Source organism: Salinarchaeum sp. IM2453, from assembly GCF_019693215.1.
Taxonomy (GTDB): Archaea; Halobacteriota; Halobacteria; order Halobacteriales; family Salinarchaeaceae; genus IM2453.
Map to the genome: position 1 here is coordinate 2,389,305 of NZ_CP081183.1, position 16,642 is coordinate 2,405,946.

The 16,642-nt window shown below is 47.8% G+C and carries 16 protein-coding genes and 1 pseudogene; 9 read left to right on the forward strand and 8 right to left on the reverse strand.

Annotated features, from left to right (window positions below):
• Window positions 1-332 precede the first annotated feature (332 nt).
• Complete coding sequence (locus K0C01_RS11375) at window positions 333-902, forward strand: cadmium resistance transporter (RefSeq protein WP_221169815.1); 570 nt, start codon at window positions 333-335, stop codon at window positions 900-902.
• 38 nt (window positions 903-940) lie between these two features.
• Here K0C01_RS11375 and K0C01_RS11380 read toward each other — a convergent pair whose 3' ends face one another.
• Entirely contained in the window at window positions 941-1,951 is a 1,011-nt protein-coding gene (locus tag K0C01_RS11380) for a hypothetical protein (protein ID WP_221169816.1), read from the reverse strand.
• A 757-nt stretch (window positions 1,952-2,708) separates the two neighbouring features.
• On the opposite strand from K0C01_RS11380, the gene K0C01_RS11385 reads away from it, so the two are divergent.
• Entirely contained in the window at window positions 2,709-3,740 is a 1,032-nt protein-coding gene (locus tag K0C01_RS11385; RefSeq protein WP_221169817.1) for a threonine aldolase family protein, read from the forward strand.
• Window positions 3,741-3,892: 152 nt separating this feature from the next.
• On the opposite strand, the gene K0C01_RS11390 is transcribed toward K0C01_RS11385, so the two are convergent.
• The gene (locus K0C01_RS11390) at window positions 3,893-4,594 is read right to left on the reverse strand and encodes an IS6 family transposase (protein ID WP_221169818.1); all 702 of its coding nucleotides are present in this window, start codon (window positions 4,592-4,594) and stop codon (window positions 3,893-3,895) included.
• A 186-nt stretch (window positions 4,595-4,780) separates the two neighbouring features.
• Here K0C01_RS11390 and K0C01_RS11395 point away from each other — a divergent pair, with 186 nt between their 5' ends.
• Complete coding sequence (locus K0C01_RS11395) at window positions 4,781-4,933, forward strand: hypothetical protein (RefSeq protein WP_221169819.1); 153 nt, start codon at window positions 4,781-4,783, stop codon at window positions 4,931-4,933.
• 76 nt (window positions 4,934-5,009) lie between these two features.
• On the opposite strand, the gene K0C01_RS11400 is transcribed toward K0C01_RS11395, so the two are convergent.
• Window positions 5,010-6,410, reverse strand: coding sequence for an RNA-guided endonuclease TnpB family protein (locus tag K0C01_RS11400; RefSeq protein ID WP_221169820.1), 1,401 nt, complete (start codon window positions 6,408-6,410; stop codon window positions 5,010-5,012).
• Between the two features lie 127 nt (window positions 6,411-6,537).
• Here K0C01_RS11400 and K0C01_RS11405 point away from each other — a divergent pair.
• Window positions 6,538-6,888, forward strand: a pseudogene (locus K0C01_RS11405) (acetamidase); the annotation flags it as partial.
• 88 nt (window positions 6,889-6,976) lie between these two features.
• On the opposite strand, the gene K0C01_RS11410 reads toward K0C01_RS11405, so the two are convergent.
• Window positions 6,977-7,228, reverse strand: coding sequence for a hypothetical protein (locus K0C01_RS11410; RefSeq protein WP_221169821.1), 252 nt, complete (start codon window positions 7,226-7,228; stop codon window positions 6,977-6,979).
• Between the two features lie 185 nt (window positions 7,229-7,413).
• Here K0C01_RS11410 and K0C01_RS11415 point away from each other — a divergent pair, with 185 nt between their 5' ends.
• From K0C01_RS11415 to K0C01_RS11435, 5 genes are all read left to right on the forward strand, one after another.
• Window positions 7,414-8,103, forward strand: coding sequence for a DUF547 domain-containing protein (locus tag K0C01_RS11415; RefSeq protein ID WP_221169822.1), 690 nt, complete (start codon window positions 7,414-7,416; stop codon window positions 8,101-8,103).
• Between the two features lie 179 nt (window positions 8,104-8,282).
• Complete coding sequence (locus K0C01_RS11420; protein ID WP_221169823.1) at window positions 8,283-8,549, forward strand: hypothetical protein; 267 nt, start codon at window positions 8,283-8,285, stop codon at window positions 8,547-8,549.
• Between the two features lie 8 nt (window positions 8,550-8,557).
• Complete coding sequence (locus tag K0C01_RS11425; protein ID WP_221169824.1) at window positions 8,558-9,181, forward strand: hypothetical protein; 624 nt, start codon at window positions 8,558-8,560, stop codon at window positions 9,179-9,181.
• A 340-nt stretch (window positions 9,182-9,521) separates the two neighbouring features.
• A complete protein-coding gene (locus K0C01_RS11430) occupies window positions 9,522-9,983 on the forward strand; it encodes a DUF4234 domain-containing protein (protein ID WP_221169825.1) in 462 nt (153 codons plus the stop codon).
• A 27-nt stretch (window positions 9,984-10,010) separates the two neighbouring features.
• Window positions 10,011-10,703 (forward strand): LiaF transmembrane domain-containing protein, encoded by a 693-nt coding sequence (locus tag K0C01_RS11435; RefSeq protein ID WP_221169826.1) that lies wholly within the window; start codon window positions 10,011-10,013, stop codon window positions 10,701-10,703.
• Window positions 10,704-10,750: 47 nt separating this feature from the next.
• Here K0C01_RS11435 and K0C01_RS11440 read toward each other — a convergent pair whose 3' ends face one another.
• Genes K0C01_RS11440 through K0C01_RS11455 form a run of 4 tightly spaced genes read right to left on the reverse strand, consistent with a single transcriptional unit; the run spans window position 10,751 to window position 16,302 of the window.
• Window positions 10,751-11,467, reverse strand: a complete 717-nt coding sequence (locus K0C01_RS11440; RefSeq protein WP_221169827.1) for a maleate cis-trans isomerase family protein — start codon at window positions 11,465-11,467, stop codon at window positions 10,751-10,753.
• Window positions 11,460-13,067, reverse strand: coding sequence for a hydantoinase B/oxoprolinase family protein (locus K0C01_RS11445; protein WP_221169828.1), 1,608 nt, complete (start codon window positions 13,065-13,067; stop codon window positions 11,460-11,462). Before K0C01_RS11445 ends, K0C01_RS11440 begins: the two co-directional genes overlap by 8 nt.
• Window positions 13,060-15,054, reverse strand: a complete 1,995-nt coding sequence (locus K0C01_RS11450; RefSeq protein WP_221169829.1) for a hydantoinase/oxoprolinase family protein — start codon at window positions 15,052-15,054, stop codon at window positions 13,060-13,062. The genes K0C01_RS11445 and K0C01_RS11450 overlap by 8 nt, the downstream gene beginning before the upstream one ends.
• Before the next feature lie 21 nt (window positions 15,055-15,075).
• Window positions 15,076-16,302 (reverse strand): Nramp family divalent metal transporter, encoded by a 1,227-nt coding sequence (locus K0C01_RS11455; RefSeq protein ID WP_221169830.1) that lies wholly within the window; start codon window positions 16,300-16,302, stop codon window positions 15,076-15,078.
• Between the last annotated feature and the right edge of the window lie 340 nt (window positions 16,303-16,642).

A 16,642-nucleotide genomic window follows, 5' to 3' on the forward strand; every position in this document is an offset into this window, starting at 1 on the left:
TTCCCTTAAGTACCAATTTCTAACATATAGGATTTATCAGAGCTTGTGCTTTGAGAGGTGTGGATCAAATCCTCTCTCATGTAGCTGTAGTATAAGTGCGTCGGAGTCAAGCCCCGAGGCTTGTCAGCGGACTCCTGTTCCCCCCGTGTATCACGGGAGGCTCTGGTTTGACCAGTCACGTTCACTGTCCTTGACTTGAGAGTCAGTCGACCGATGACTTATCTCCCCTGAGGTCAAGTTTCGAGGCATCTTCTTCTCCCCCCTGTAAAATTGCTTTGTAGTGAACAATTTATGTTCTAATGAATAGTAGTTAACCTAATCAGAATCCCACCGTGAGTTCAGTTATCTATACCGCACTTGCATTGTTCCTTATAACTCATATCGACACATTTGCTGTGTTGACAGCATTTTGTGCCGACGACGATTATCGCAGATTTGAAATTATTATCGGGCATTATACTGGATTTCTGATCGGCTTATTTCTCGCAATAGGGAGTGCAGTGCTTGCTGCAGAGTTTCTACAGGAATGGACATTCCTACTTGGACTTCTTCCGTTTGCAATGGGTATCTGGGGATTAATCCATTATCGATCGACACCAGATATAGAGCCCCCAATTGTTAGATCGTCTAGAGGGAGGATTGTAGCCGTTACAGCCGCCGGTATTGGACTTAGCGGCGAAAATATTGCTGTGTTTGTTCCGTTTTTTGTAGAACTCACGCCAACTGAACTTGGAGTTATTGCTATGACGTATACTGTTGCTGCCGGAGGTATCTATCTTGCTGCAGAAATTCTTGGGCATCGAGTCGCCTCTGCTGGAACGCCACAGTGGGTTGATCGGTGGTTAGTGCCGTCTATCCTGACTGTGGTGGGACTATACGTCCTGGCTTCTGGTATCATATGATGACCGAATGATATGCATCGAGTGATAACCAAGTCGGGCTAAGTGATGTTTTGCTCAGGAAACTGGGTCAGCTGGTTGATATCAATCTTTCCAGTTACAGCAAGAAACCCATGTACGGCAAGAACCGAACCAAATGCAATTGTTCCAAGCTTTCCACCAGAACCTCCAATATACGGAAGAGAGTATACAAAGAAAAGCCCAACAATAGCGCCTACGGGGATAAGCCAATACAAGGCTGGTAGCCGTGCTGAATCAGACATCCCAGCAAAAGAGGCTGCAAAAACACTAGCCGCCATCATCTCTCCTGTTGATGGATATAAAATCGGTAGTAATACACCTCCGGCGAGACCGACAATTCCAGAAGCGAACACCGCGTCAGCCACGGTATAATCGTGGATAGCAAAGGTTACTACCGCTCCAATTATCGAGTAGATTACGATCAGAATGACGATTGTTGATGTTGGAACGTGAACGGACTGAAACGTCCCATCGCTAAGAACGACAGTAAGTGTTGTTCCGACAAACGCAATTGTCCCAAGCTTTCCACCAACTCCTTGGAATACTGGCTGGGAGACAGCATAGACAATGCTCGCAAACCCTCCAGCGAATAGTGCGTGCCAGTAGGTCGGGATCAATTCCGGTGCAGTCATACCAACAAAGGCACCACAGTATGCCGGAACAGCAACTGATGAAAAGAAGATAGCAGCAATAATTCCTACAATACTTGCAGAAACAACCGTTGGGACTCCCAATTCGACAGTAAGACCAAGTGTAATGATAGTTCCGACGATAACCGCAGCCGTTGCATTTCGAAGATCACGGTAGTCAAGAAAGAGGGGGGCATCTGCACTAGTTATAACCATCCATTCAAGCTTAGCACTCAAAGCAACTCCAAGCATAGAAGACAAGAAAAGAATAACAACTGCATATAGGTACTTATCAAGGGCCACATCAATGCTAAACACAAGTAACACAATTACCGGCAACAGAAGTAAAGCTCCCCCACTAAATGCCAGTATGTAAAATGAGTCGTCAGGAACACTAATCACAATTCTGTATATGTTAATATTGAACAAAGAAATTGCGGTGCTATGAACAAAGAAATGTTATTTTTGAGTTGAAAATCGTTGTCCATAGGCTTAGTCAGCCTCATTTCAATGAATCTTAAACAGGGAGGTAGTCATCCACAGAGAAAGTAGCCCGAGTGTCTTGGAGGATCTGGATGTGACACCGAGATACTTCACTGACTCCCCTCCACTAACTGGGATCGTGGGGGCAGTCGACTTGATAATCGCTAAGGAGACGGCATGCAAGCGGGCCAGTGACGGGTATCAGAACCTGTCACTAATACAATTAAATATATAATATAAATACCTATCAGCCAATTGTAACTATTTTCGAATTGCCACAGTATTTGCGTTAATAATAAACATATAAACCATTATAATAATGGAAAAATATAATTTCCATGGAAATAATACTGAGAAATTACAGGCGCACAAGCACTACTCTCATGTCCTTCATTAGAATACCACCGAAAGTAACTGTACTCGCATTGCTCTTTGGAATTATTGCCTTCTTTATACTATTGAGCACAATTACATTTCTCATTGAAAGGCTAGAATCCGTGTTCCTAGAAACAATTGCTGGTGAATTATAAACCGTTTCCAGAACAATCTCCAGAGCGTTTTGTCTTTACCACACATATCTAACAAACGTATATTTTATCAGTAAATTTCATTATACATATTTGGCAAATAAAACAAATACCGGGAAAGCTTTTTATACGGATATCTAATTTAATGTATGGTAGACCTGCGAAGTGACACGGTCACGACGCCAAGTGAGCAGATGCGAGAAACGGCTCGATCTGCTCCAGTTGGCGATGATGTGTACAAAGAAGATCCGACTGTTGAAAAACTGGAGTCACGTCTTGCGACGCGACTTGGGTTTGAGGCTGGGCTATTTGTCCCATCAGGAACGATGGGGAACCAAATTGCAGTTCGGACGCACACTGACCGTGGGCAGGAAGTGATTCTTGACGACAAATGTCACATATATGAGTGGGAGGTAGGTGGACTAGCCCAGCTTTCAGAGGTTCAACCTCGTCCAATCGATAGCCATGAACGGGGTATTCCAGCACCAGAGCAAATTACAGAAGCGTATCAAGAAGAAAGTCTACACAAACCAGGTACCGGACTCCTCAGCTTAGAGAACACACACAACAGCCGGGGTGGGATTGCTATCTCACCAGATCGCATTAATGCTGCCGCGGAGACGGCGCACGACTTAGGGATTCCAGTGCATTTAGATGGTGCTCGGATATTCAATGCAGCAGTTGCCCAAAACATACCAGCAAGCAAGCTTACTGCTAAGGTTGATTCAGCATCTGTTTGTCTGTCAAAAGGGCTAGGTGCCCCAGTTGGATCGGTCCTTGTTGGGAATACAGAATTCATTGAAGCAGCACGCAGACATAGAAAGCTTCTCGGAGGGGGCATGCGGCAAGCTGGTATCATCGCTGGGCCAGCATTGATAGCACTTGAGAATATTGATCGGTTGCACGAAGATCACAAAAATGCAACCCATCTTGCAGAAGCACTTGCAGAAGTTCCAGAGCTTGATGTCACATACCCTGAAACAAACATTGTTCTTGTGGATACGACAGACACGGGGATGACCGCTGCTGAGTTTCTTGAACTATGTGATGATGAGGGTGTGTTGGGGACCGAGTACGGAACGTATACGGCTCGATTCTGCACACATCTTGATATTGATAGATCAGATATTGAGACTGCAATTAACCGTATTTCCTCCTTATTTGTCTCTACAGCAGTATAGGCTCGAGGTTAACAACTGATTATTACACTTTGGTTAAGTTTCCTAAATATTTGATAGATCACCAAGATTTAGTCGTACAGTACTTAGGATAAGCGATTAGCATTTGAGATCAGAACTTGCTTTTAAGAGTAGTTTCCTTCTCGACGGCACTGCTAGATTGACCCTCGCTGTTTGAGTGCTTCAACTGGCGGTTGATTGTCGAGTGCTTGGTGGCTGCGATGGTGATTATAGTAGGCAGTGTAGGCAGTCAGCCAGCGCTCGGCGCTGGCTTGACTGCCGTTCCACGTTTCGTGAAAGCGTTTGATTCGCATCGTATAGGTCTGAAAGAGTTTTTCGACCATGTTGCGGTCAGTATAGTTGAGCTCACCACTCAGATCAGTCCGAGCAAGCGCGGTGAGGTAGCCCATGCCATCGACGAGAAACTCCGCGTCGGAGACACGGTGTTTCTCTTTCAGTTCGTCTAAAAACTGTTCAGCAGGATCACGGCCTCTGTGCCACGAAAGTTGTGCGTGGAGCACGACTTTCGTATCTACATCGATTGCAGCGTAGAGCCACGCTTTCTGTTCATTTTCAAGCTGAATTTGCTTTTCATCGACAGCGATACGATCTGGTTCAGCGGTGAAGTCCTGATCGTAGTACTCGGCGTAGGCTTGGTACCAGTGATGGATCGTGGCTCGGCGTCGTTCGACGCCGAACCACTCACAGAGATCTCGACACTCGGCTAACGAGGCGGCTCCGGCGTGAGCAGCACACGTCAGCCTGATCAACCAGGCTGGCGTGCGCGTCCGATCACTATCCAAAAACTCCACATCCGAAGAATCCGTTATGTCTAGTTGGAGTTCTTCGAAGAGCATTTTCCCACTTCCCTCGAAGAACTCCTTTCATTTCAATCTCAATCTAGCAGTGCCTTCTCGACAATTTTATCAGTATTTTAACTCATTGTGGGTGTTCGGGCAATTCCCTCTAGAAGCCCCAATGCCAATGGGGGCAAATATAGTTTAGCCAGAGTGTTTACAGAGATAGCGGATACACTATTGTATATGAGTCGACATACCGTCACCCACGAAGCAGGAGCAATTTATGAATTTGCACCTGACATGGACCCAATCGCCGCCGTCAAACCAGGAACTTCAATCACTATCGAGACCCGAGACAGTCTTCGGCGAGGTACAGACAGACTCAGACCTTATTGAAACAATCCCAGATGAATTGACCTCCTCCCACGACTGAAGCCGTGGGATTCCTCCGTGGGTAATCCAACCAGATCGATTACCCCGGCTGTGAACGTGCGGGTTTGCTGACGCTGGGTTGGTCGAATGAACGCGACTGTTCCTCAACATCGGCGGGTCTCCAGTCGTGTTCGTTCCACTGCCAGTACGCCCCCTCGTGGGGTGCGTCCCTGCCGCGTTCAGCAGACAGGGCAGCGGGCCGGGCCATCGGCCCCACTTCTTGCTGCAAGATGTTCCACGCTCCTGCCACGTCACTGTGAGCGTTTAGCTCGCAGTCTTGACACCGAAACGAATCGCCTCTCCGAGTGACATCACTACTCCCACACTCGGGACACTCGCTACTCGAATTGACTTCGCTCACTTCCCGGAGTGTGATACCAACATCGCCGAGTGTCAATTCTATCCGCTCCAAGAGCTGTCGGTGTGACCAGAAAGCGTGGTTCTTTTCGTTCACCTCAGCACTCCAGTACGTGTCCAGCACATCGGTCAACTCACCAACGTACACCGTGTCAACGTTGCGTTCAAGCAGCCACTCTGTGGCGTGTTTCACCGCCGCATCACGACTATGATCGCGTTTGCGTGATCGAGCGTCGTAGAGTCGCTTGATACGATTGCTCGTGTATTCATCTTCTGGGAGTTCCGACTGGAGTGTGGCGATTCGCTCGGAATAGCTCTGGAATCGGTCAAACTCTGGACGAGCGTGGTAGACCGCTGTCTCACCACGCTCGGTGACAACAGCCAATGTATTGTTTGCACCTACGTCGATTGCGGCTGCCTGCGTCGTGTTCTCTGTGTCGAGTGTGTGAGTGAAGGCATCCTCTCGCTGTTCTCTGAGTGTGTCTGGGTGAATGCGGACAGGATGCTGGACACGAAGCTGGTCAGCGTGCTCCTCGTAGATGAGTTCCAATCGGCTATCGTCACCATCCCACTGTGGGTTGCCGTTGACTTCGAGTGTGATACGCTCGTTGTGCTCGAAGTCGTAGCGGTCTTCGAGAACGTCACCGACACCAAATTCAAGCGTACTCCGGTCTTCGTCCCAGTCGAACGTGTAGAGGTCGTTTCGGACGAGGCCGTGCAACTCGTAGCCTTCTTTTCGGTTCCCCCAGTAGCCCGGTGGTGAGGGTTTCTCGGTCACTGCGGTGTTGGAGTCGTCGTGATACTGGTCGAGCAACCGGAAGTGACTGCGCCATGCTTCGCTATTCTTGCGAGCAATCTGCTGGCAGGTTGCCTTCCCAAGTATGGGGGCATACTCGTCGTAGAGGTCGGTGTACTCGGCGTTCCACACGTCACCATCGTCGCTGAAGTATTGGTGTCGGCGTCGGTAGGTGATCTGATTCCAGAGTGGGGGTTGGGCGGCCAGCCAGTCAAACAAACACTGCCGATACCTGTCGCTGGTTGCATTAGCGGTGTAGGTATTGGTTCGCTGTGGCCGGTCGCTCAAACAGTTCGTTATGTGATAGATTATCGTAAACGTTGGGATTACAACCAGCCTATGTCAGGTGGTTTGTGGCATATTATGTCGGCTTCATCCCACGGCTAAAGCCGATGGGCTTTCGCCTTGCTAACGCTGTAAGGCAGCGATGGCAGATGGTGAAATGTGCGGGACTGGATCTGAAATTGCAACATCAATTGACGTGACTATCGACGTGATTCAGAATCCTGCAATAGACCTGAACCGTCCACTTGTTGAGACGCCAGATAAGTGGAAAACACTGGCCAGTGCAGAAACAATGGAAGCAGCAAGTAAATTAGCCAACCAAGATGCAGTTGAGTTACTTGCTGCTGAGCACGATATGGATACGACTGACGCATATATGCTGTCCAGTCTCATTGGAGGATTGGAAATTAGTCAGGTTGTTGATCCCCTCGTGACAGTGCGGAATACAATCCCAAAGACACATCTCTCTAATCCATTCTAGAGTGCTCATAGAAGTCTACCAGCCAGCATAATACTATACCTATATATGGGATGATAGTGATTCAAGATCCAGACAACTCCGTGTGAACTTACCCCGCACTCCTCCGCTCAGGCTGCGCCCTCACTTTGTTGAGTGCGGTGCTTCCTGCCTTTCGGACAGGAGTTTCTGGTTCCACGACGGCACTTGCAGACACTTCATGGGTGGCATCCGTGTCCACAGCGGTGTTAGTCTCCACAGGCGTTGATTCGGATTGTCCCAGCCCTACTTGCTGGTGACGGTGAGATGGAGTTTGACCGTGGATATGATCCCACTCGAAGCCAGCCTCAGGAGTAAATCCCATCACAATTCAATGTCTGGTATCAAGTTGCATGGTTTGATGTGGCTGAGTGACCGCTGGATCTCCGTCTTCAAGGAGCGACTAACGGAAGCGAGTAGACAGGGGTAGTTCACTACAGCCTTTCAACCTAGCCATCGTGGGTGAAATCGGTGTAAACGTTATGCTTTTTGGGCCACAATGAGTGTTAAATGTCAACGCATCTTGATTCGTCGAAGCCGGAAAAAGCCGTCCGGACTACACTTGATCGGTTTAGACACGGAGATTCTCCCGCTGTTGGAGCATTACTTGATGATATCTCATTCGATGCTGTGGTCTCGATGTCAGAGAAAAAGCGGTTTGCGTTTTGGATTAACGGGTACAATTTGGCAGTACAGCACTTACTGCATGAAACGTCCAAAGGCCCAACTGACCCTGGTTTTTTTGATCAGCCTATTACAATTGCTGGTCAGCAACTGTCTTTGAATGATATTGAACACGGAATACTCAGAAAGCGCCAGAAATCAAAGCTAAAGTACGAACCATTTGCCTCGGTTGACCTGCTTAGTCAACTAGAAGTGCAGGAGCTTGATCCGCGAATTCATTTTGCGCTCAACTGTGGGGCACGAAGTTGTCCTCCGGTTGTTGTATACAACCCGTCACAACTTGACCCACAGCTCAATGCTGCAGTTGACCGATATCTGCAGGCGGAGACTAAATTTGATGAACAAACAGAGACCGTTACTATCCCTGCAGTATTTGACTGGTTTGAAGGAGACTTTGGTGGACGACCTGGAGTCATTCAGTTCCTTCGTTCACATGGGGCTATCCCGAAGGACTTCTCTCCAGTGATTAAGTACCGCGGTTGGGATTGGGAGTCCGTTCCTCGAAACTTCCTTTGACGCAGTGTCATTTTTGACATTTATGAATTCACCTGAGAGTCAAACCTTGGGAGAGTCCAGCGAACCGCCAGTACGGATTCACTGATTGTTTAGACAGTTGATCTCAGTAGCCAACTCACAAATAGCTGTTATATGTTGTATGATCAAGAGAATTATATTGTTACATGAAAACATACTGTATGGAATGGAACCGTCGTCAGGATCTAGAAGGTGGAAAAGAACTCGGGATCTGGTTACTTCGTGACGAGACGGGAACCGTACACGAAGAATTGTACGTCGAAAGCCACCAATACCGTGGAGACGATTTTGATGTATACACGGCGACTCCAGAAGGGGAGTGGACACATCGGGGAGAGTTTGAAGAGGTTATTGATGCTTTTGACAGTGCACTTAATTACATTGAGCAAAGCGGTCATCCATTGCGGTCGCCGATGACTAATGGATAGGATTCTACATGTTGCCATTTCTGCAAAGCTCTGGGATTGTTGAGGAAGTTTCACGAAAAGAAGTGCTCAGGCACTGGATACGCTTAGAGGCATGTGAGGAACCTGAGCAAAACATCACTGAAACTGATGATGAGCGCGACCTGCTTGAAATCCTTGTTGATCAAGCAGACGGAGCAAGCCACCACTTGTGGAATCCAGAACCTGTTGCTTGGTATCGATGTCGGTTATCTGAGTCACAATTACGAAACCTTCGTGTCATAGAGTCACCAGACGGGATTGGCTGGGATGCGCTTACGGAAGATGAGTCTGTCATTTCTGCTGCCCAGACAATAGCTCAAGAAACAGTCCCACCAAAGGCAACGGCTGCAGTTGATCTTACGAAAGTTCGGGAAAAAGCTAGAGAGTACCCTACGAACTCAGTTGAGCGAATCATCCTTGTGACACCACAGACACTAGCCAGTCCACGTATTGTCGATGGGAACCACCGGGCAACTGCTGTCGCACTTTCTCTTCTCTCTGGGGTAAGATACGACCCGGTTGAAGCATACCTTGGCATTGCGCCCAGATCACAGTGCAATATTATCAGCCATCTTCGATGGAAGATTCGATATATCTTCGGAGGTCAAATGTGAATCGAACTGAGATTCAGTTCCAAGGCACTAGCACAATTCTTTCATGAACGTAGCTTTTGTCCGAGGAAATGGTTTAACCTACAATTAAACTTCCATAACAAGCCATACCATAATAACATCAGAAGAAAGTTGTGAAGGACAAAGGTTTGTTAGTAGTTATATTCACCATTTGGACGTGAGTTACCCGCTTACTCGCGTTGTCGGCTTCTCAAGGAAGAGTGCTTAGCGCCTGCAATCAGCTAAACAGTGTAGCAAGAATTTACCTGAGCTTTGAATGACGATGAGATAATTGTCGCCAAATGTGTAATTATATTAACATTTGGAGCTATACACATACACTATGTCAAGTGATGACATTGAAACAAAAGCAGAAGAAGATATGACCACAGAGATCGATGAAGGCATTCCCACAGAAGAGGATGGTGAAATGGACGTTGAAACACAGCACAGCATGGAAGCAGAAAAGGACGTAGCAAACTATCTTGAACGACGTCAACCATGGTTTGTGATTGTTGCATCGTTCATTACACTAGGTATTTATTTTCTGTACTGGTTTTACAAAGTCAACAGTCAGATGAAAGCCGCAAATGGTGATGAGAGTTCACCTGGTCTTCGAACCATTGGACTATTTGTGCCAATCCTCAACATCGTTATCCTATGGTGGACAGCACGATCGATTGGTCGTGTAATTGATGAACGAGATGAACTCGCTATGTTCCTTGCAGTATTTGTATTCCTGCCAGCGTTTCTGGGTGTTGTTCAAGGCGATATTAACGCAGTTATTGACGGCCGTAAAAAATAACACAAAATGCCCTAATTAATAGCCTAAATGACACGAAATCTATCGGGGAGGATCACGGCAGGGAGCATTATTGTTATCATCGGGATTGTTCTGCTGCTTTCGACAGTAGGTATTATCGAGATGCGATCAGTATGGGGATGGATCCCGGCGCTGTTTGTTCTTATTGGTGTCTGGGCGTTATTCCGTAGTGATTTTCGCAATCTTGTTGGTCCGGTTATGATCATTGCAATCGCAGGTGCCTTTTTACTCAGAAATGTAGGCATCATTTCGGACGGTGCAATCGGGACGTGGTGGCCGCTATTTATCGTTCTTTTCGGAGTCCTTATCATGGTAAACCGGTCCCGAAGACGTCAGCGGACTCGGCTTGAAGGACATAGTGCGGGAGAGATAACCGCAATTGGGATTTTTGGAAGTGATGAAAGCCGACCTGTGACTGATCGATTTACTGGAGGAGAACTTGTCGCTATATTTGGGGATGCACGACTGGATCTTGAAAACGCAAGTGTTCAGGAATCTCCAGCGATGGTTGAGACAATGGCAGTGTTCGGCGATGTTGAAATTCGAGCTCCTGAATCATGGAATGTCAAATTACAAACACTGAATATTTTCGGAGATACAACTGATCGACGTCGAGAATCTGATAAGCGAAATGAAACAGACTCTCCAGATTTAGTTGTAACAGGATTTTCTCTGTTTGGGGATATCGAAGTTCGAAATTGAGTGGCTTGTAAAAGTGTACCTACAAAAGAAATGTTGATTCAAATTTATCAAGTCGTAGTCGCTGACAGTTGGCCGGGGACAATGTTAGGGTCAATTCCTGCTGTTTGTAGCACATCCCAGAGTGTGGCACTGTTGCTTGTCACGACAGGTACATTCAGCTCGCTCTCTAGAGATTCAACGCGTGAGAATGTTGGGTAGTTAGTACAGGAAATAAACACTGCGTCGATGTCAGATACACCTTCTATCTCAGAAAGAACCTGATCAGCTGCTGCTTCAGGGCTTAAAGCGCCGATAGCAGCATTATTTTCCAGTCTTCGTCCAGAGATATGTACGACATTGTATCCGAGTGCGTTCAGATATGATCGTTCTCGTTCGACGAGTTCTTGATTGTACGGCGTTACAACAAGGATTTGCGTCTTGTTGAGAGTAGACAATGCTCGGTCAACTGACCGTGCGGTTACAACTGTCGGAACACCGGCTGTCTGTTCTAACTCTGATTCTAATCGGCGTGCATATTCTGGTCCTTCGAGTAAGCTTCCAGTCGTACAAGCATAGGCGATAGCATCGACGGAGGCATCACTGACCCGTTCAACAGCACCGGTCGCTCTGTTACGCATCGATTTTAGATCGGCGGCTGTCACAGATGAAAGAGGCATGCGAGCAACATGCACTGATAAACTGTCGTCAATAGTACGTCCAAATTCCGTTTCCGTTGTTGTGTTTGTTGAGGGGACAACAACGCCGATACGGGTCAATTTACTCATTGGAACTCACCGTTTCATCTTGACGATCATTCTGTCGGTCATCTTCGGATCGTTGCTCTGGAGGCCCATGTCCACCACCACCGGGAGTACGAACTCTCACTGTTGTCCCAGCGTCAACTTTCTGTGTGGATTTAGCTCCAACTGGTGTGCCGTCAATTAGATTTTCGCCCGTTGCTCCGGGTTTTCCACCGGCGCTTCCCTTCGGTGGACTGCGACGTCGTTCAGTGAGCAATGACACCGTTGCTGGAACATCTACCGTAATCGAACGCTCAATTCCCATGCCCCCACGGTATTTGCCATCGCCGCCACTGTCTGGACGTAGCATATACCGCTCAACGTGCATAGGATATTCCGATTCTAGTGCTTCAACAGGGGTGTTAAGCGTATTTGTCATCCCTACGTGAACACCGTCAATACCATCTTTATCAGGACGGGCCCCAAAGCCACCGCCAATCGTTTCATAATACGTAAACTCATTGCCCTGACGGCCGCCAATAATGAGATTATTCATTGTACCTTGGCTCTGTGCGGGTAACTCGTCAGCGAGCGGTTCAGATAGTGATAAAAACAAAACATCAGTAATGCGTTGGCTCGTTTCAACGTTTCCACCAACAACTGCGGCTGGTGGAGTAGGATCTAACAGTGACCCTTCTGGAATCGATATCGTTACTGGGTCGTAGCATCCTTGATTTGGTGGAATATCTGGATCGGTGATTGCTCTGACAACGAAGTATACTGCACTTTTGGCAACCGCCCGGGGAGCATTAATATTACCATCAACCTGCTGTGCGGTGCCCTCGAAGTTGACAGTAATCGTGTCACCGTGGATTCTAATAGTTGCAACAATTGGAACGGGATCCTCCGTTACACCATCTCCCTCCATAGCTTCTTCAGCGGTGTACTCCCCATCTGGCAACTTCTCGATTTCTCGCTGCATTCGAGTTCGCGAATAATCAATAACTGCATCAAACGCGTTCTTAAGCTGCTCGACACCGTATTCATCTGCAATCTCACGGATGCGGTCTTCGCCACGGCGGTTTGCGGCGAGTTGTGCACGAAGGTCCGCTCGTCGCTCACGCTGACCCCGGATGTTTGTCAAGATAAGATTAAGAACATCTTCATCAATCGTATCTTTGCCGCGGTACAGTCTGACTGGCGGAATTCGAAGACCTTCCTGATAGATCTCTGTTGCCCCGGCTGGCATACTGCCAGGAACCATTCCTCCAACATCAGCATGGTGGGCCCGCGATACGCCATATGCAATAATCTCTTCATCAACTGCAATTGGAGACACAAGTGTGATATCTGGTAGGTGGTTACCACCAGAAAATGGATCATTGAGTACCCAGACATCGCCTGGTGAAGGATCACGATTGCGAACTGCTTCTACTGCTTCTGGGAGAGCACCAAGATGAACTGGAATGTGCTCTGCCTGTGCAATCATTCGACCAGAGGCATCAAACAGAGCGGTTGAGCAATCTTGTCGTTCTTTGATATTCGGCGAATATGCTCCCTGAATTAAGACATTGCCCATCTCCTCAGCGACCTCTGTCAACCGATTTCGAAGAATCTCAAGCGTCACAGGATCGATATCACTCATGCTGATCACCTTTTGTCAGCTCAAGGGTGCCGTTCTGGCGAACGATACCACTCCAGTTGTCTAGTACAAGTGTTGTGCTCTCATCTTGTTCCAAGATCGCTGGACCAGAGATTGTCTGCCCAGGTGATAGCTTAGAACGGTCGAATACAGGCGTTTCAACGAACGACCCGTCAATCATCGCTTTTCTCGCTCCTATCCGTGCATCTGTTTTTGGGAAGTCAACGGTTGTTTCAACCGAAGGAGGTTCTCCAACAGCGGTCACACGAAGATTAACAAGCTCAATTGGATCGTCCATCGAATACCCGTAAGTCTCTGTGTATGCTTCTTTGAACAGCGACCGAAGTTCTGCTTGCGATTCGATATTGCTGATATCAATCGTCAGCTCAAAACTTTGTCCGGCATAACGAAGATCCACAGCACGCTGGAAGTGTAGGTTATCTGTTTCTACACGCGCTGATAAATCAGCTTCAATCTCCTCGAATTGCTCACTTACCTTTGTGAGGTCAAGATCAGAAAGACGGTTGCGATACGTACGAACTGTATCGTGCTTTTCTTGTGCAACAGTAAGGCCCTGCGCAGAGAGCACTCCGGATGCATATGGAATTACTACCCGAGTAATATCTAGCTCTTCAGCAATTGCAGTGGCATGTAACGGGCCGGCACCACCGAACGCAACTAATCCAAATTCACGTGGATCATACCCACGCTCAACGGTCATAGTTCGAATGGCTCTCGTCATCGCTGCATTGACAATACGGTAAATTCCTCGTGCTGCTTCTATTGAATCTTCGAGACCAGCTTGATCTGCAACATCGTTCACAGCCTCCTTTGCTGCGTCGGTATCAATAGTGAGTTCTCCACCAAGCGCCGAATCTGATCCAATATAGCCCAAAACAACGTTTGCGTCTGTCACTGTTGGTAATTCACCTCCCTTTCCATAGCACGCTGGGCCGGGATTTGCGCCAGCGGACTGCGGACCAACACGAAGTGCACCACCTTCATCAACCCAGGCAACCGAACCGCCACCGGCACCAACAGTATTCACATCAACCATCGGCACAGCGATCGGATATCCTCCGATGTCTACATCTGTCGTTCTTGTTGCTTGCCCGTCTCGGATGAGACTTACGTCACATGAAGTTCCACCCATATCGAATGTAATTAAGTCCGCATCACTGCCTGTGACTGCACTTGCTCCAACCACACCAGCTGCTGGACCCGATAGTGCCGTTGTGACGGCGTTATCACGAACGGTAGGGACACTTGCAATACCCCCATTCGATTGCATGATCGACGGTTCTGGAAGATTTATCTCCTCTGCACGGGTAACAAGCCGACCCAAATAGCGGTCAATCGCTGGGGTCACATATGCATCAACAACCGTTGTTGACGTACGTTCAAACTCCCGAAATTCTGCAAGCACTTCATGCGAAGCTGAAACATGAGCTGTGGTTTCCTCGCGAAGAATATCTACCACCGCTTGCTCATTTTCGGGGTGGGCATATGCATGGAGTAATGAAACTGCAATACTTTGTACATCGTCGTCCAGCGATGCAACAATGTCTCGAACCTCATCTGGATCTACTGACTCTACAACTCTCTCAGTTGTCGATCGCTCACTTATCTCATGTCGTCTACGACGAGGAACGAGGGGAGTAGGGCGATCGACATCAAGATCGTATAGACTTGGTCGATCTTGACGGCCGATTTCTAAGACATCCCGAAACCCTTCTGTCGTGATTAACGCTGTCTTGGCACCGTTCTGTTCGAGTAACGCGTTTGTCGAAACGGTCATCCCATGAATAAATCTATCAATCGTTGCTGGATCAATATCTGCTTTAGTGCATGCTTTTTGAATTCCAGCGATAACCCCTTCACTCTGGTTGTCAGTCGTTGGTACTTTCGCAGTCTCTAGATGATCTTTAGCTGCTAATACAACATCTGTAAATGTTCCGCCGACGTCAACGCCGACTCTCACATCTGTCATTTTATGTTCACCTCACAATCCCTATCCGAACAAAGCAATCCATTGGTCATAAAGTGTTTGTGCTGCGATGGCGATTACAACCAGTGCGACAAGGATGCCAAGTATATTTTGCACTGTGCTATTGGTGTACTTTCCAAGGAGCTTTTCGCTGTTCATAGCATACAGGAGGAAGACAGCGAGTATTGGTAGCAAGATACCATTTGCAACTTGTGCGAACACAATGACATTCACTGGATTAAGACCGATTGTTGAAAAGACAATACCGACAACGAGGATCGTACCCCATATCGCACGGAACCGGGTCGATGTAAGGTCACGCTCCCATCCAAGCACACCAGCAGTGGCATAGGCACCAGCAAGCGGGGCCGACATTGCGCTTGTAAAGCCAGCAGCAAAAAGACCGATTGCGAAGAATTCTGGAGCTACTCCAGCTAGCACTGGATCAAGTTGAGTAGACATCTCGCCTACGTCACCAATCTCAGTACCTTCTGGAAAAACGGCGGCAGCGGTGATCATTATTGACGCTGTGATAATTCCACCAACAACGACAAGCGCAATAGTGTCAAACCGGACTTCGCCGATTTGATCCGCATCCCCCCACTTTTCTTGAACAGTACTGGCGTGCAAGAAGAGGTTATATCCAACAACAGTTGTCCCGACAAGCCCAGCAATCAGGAATGCCTGTCCGTCCGGCACCCGGGGAATTAGCCCCTCAGCTATTGCTCCTAAGTCAGGGCGCACAGCAATTGCATTAATCACAAATGCAAGCCCCATAATTACGACGAGTCCAATAAATATTCGCTCGATGAGCTTGTAGTTTCCCGTCCAGAGCAATGCTCCGGCAACAATCCCAATCAGTGGTGACCAAATTTGGACACTTACACCAGTGATTGTTTCTAAGCCTGACGCTCCGCCTGTGATATTTCCCGTCTGAAACGCGGCTGTCCCAACGCCAATTGCGAAGATAATGAGTGCGGCCGTGATAACCTGTAAGATGTAGTTATCAAACATCCCCCTGAGGGCCTCGCCGAGTCCCTCATTGGTGACCAATCCTAGTCGGGCACTCATTTCCTGCAAAACGATTGTGGCGATTACCGAAAAGACAACCGTCCAAATCAACAGATAGGCAAACTCTGCCCCAATAACACTTGCTGTTGTGACCGTCCCCGGACCAACAAACGCGGCGGCAACGAGTGCACCAGGGCCAATCGATCGAAACCAATTCTCTACCGTGTCCACTATACTCATAGTACAAATACACGATACCTTTTGATGTGGTTAATATAAGCTTACGCATTAGCGTAAAAATTTCATCAATTTGTGAGTGAAATTAACATGGCTATGAAAGGATTAGTTCAATGCACAAGGGGGCCTCATACTTAGGAACTGAAATACTGGATCCTGTCCACTTCCAGACAGCATAAACTCAGCAAAGGTAACTAAAGGGACCTCAGTGTCCTCGAAACGTCAGTCATTATCAGTTCTTGGTAATCCGATTCTCTTTATGAAGACGTTCCCGTGACACCAATCCCGTGGATACCGTGATGGGAATCGGGGCCAACCGGGACACAGGTATGCCGTGCTATCA

Coding starts and splice junctions, on each gene's coding strand:
- K0C01_RS11445 (WP_221169828.1), bottom strand. CDS start 13,067: ATGAGTGATATCGATCCTGTGACGCTTGAGATTCTTCGAAATCGGTTG.
- K0C01_RS11425 (WP_221169824.1), top strand. CDS start 8,558: ATGTTGCCATTTCTGCAAAGCTCTGGGATTGTTGAGGAAGTTTCACGA.
- K0C01_RS11450 (WP_221169829.1), bottom strand. CDS start 15,054: ATGACAGATGTGAGAGTCGGCGTTGACGTCGGCGGAACATTTACAGAT.
- K0C01_RS11385 (WP_221169817.1), top strand. CDS start 2,709: ATGGTAGACCTGCGAAGTGACACGGTCACGACGCCAAGTGAGCAGATG.
- K0C01_RS11390 (WP_221169818.1), bottom strand. CDS start 4,594: ATGCTCTTCGAAGAACTCCAACTAGACATAACGGATTCTTCGGATGTG.
- K0C01_RS11415 (WP_221169822.1), top strand. CDS start 7,414: ATGTCAACGCATCTTGATTCGTCGAAGCCGGAAAAAGCCGTCCGGACT.
- K0C01_RS11435 (WP_221169826.1), top strand. CDS start 10,011: ATGACACGAAATCTATCGGGGAGGATCACGGCAGGGAGCATTATTGTT.
- K0C01_RS11440 (WP_221169827.1), bottom strand. CDS start 11,467: ATGAGTAAATTGACCCGTATCGGCGTTGTTGTCCCCTCAACAAACACA.
- K0C01_RS11420 (WP_221169823.1), top strand. CDS start 8,283: ATGGAATGGAACCGTCGTCAGGATCTAGAAGGTGGAAAAGAACTCGGG.
- K0C01_RS11410 (WP_221169821.1), bottom strand. CDS start 7,228: ATGGGATTTACTCCTGAGGCTGGCTTCGAGTGGGATCATATCCACGGT.
- K0C01_RS11395 (WP_221169819.1), top strand. CDS start 4,781: ATGAGTCGACATACCGTCACCCACGAAGCAGGAGCAATTTATGAATTT.
- K0C01_RS11455 (WP_221169830.1), bottom strand. CDS start 16,302: ATGAGTATAGTGGACACGGTAGAGAATTGGTTTCGATCGATTGGCCCT.
- K0C01_RS11430 (WP_221169825.1), top strand. CDS start 9,522: ATGTCAAGTGATGACATTGAAACAAAAGCAGAAGAAGATATGACCACA.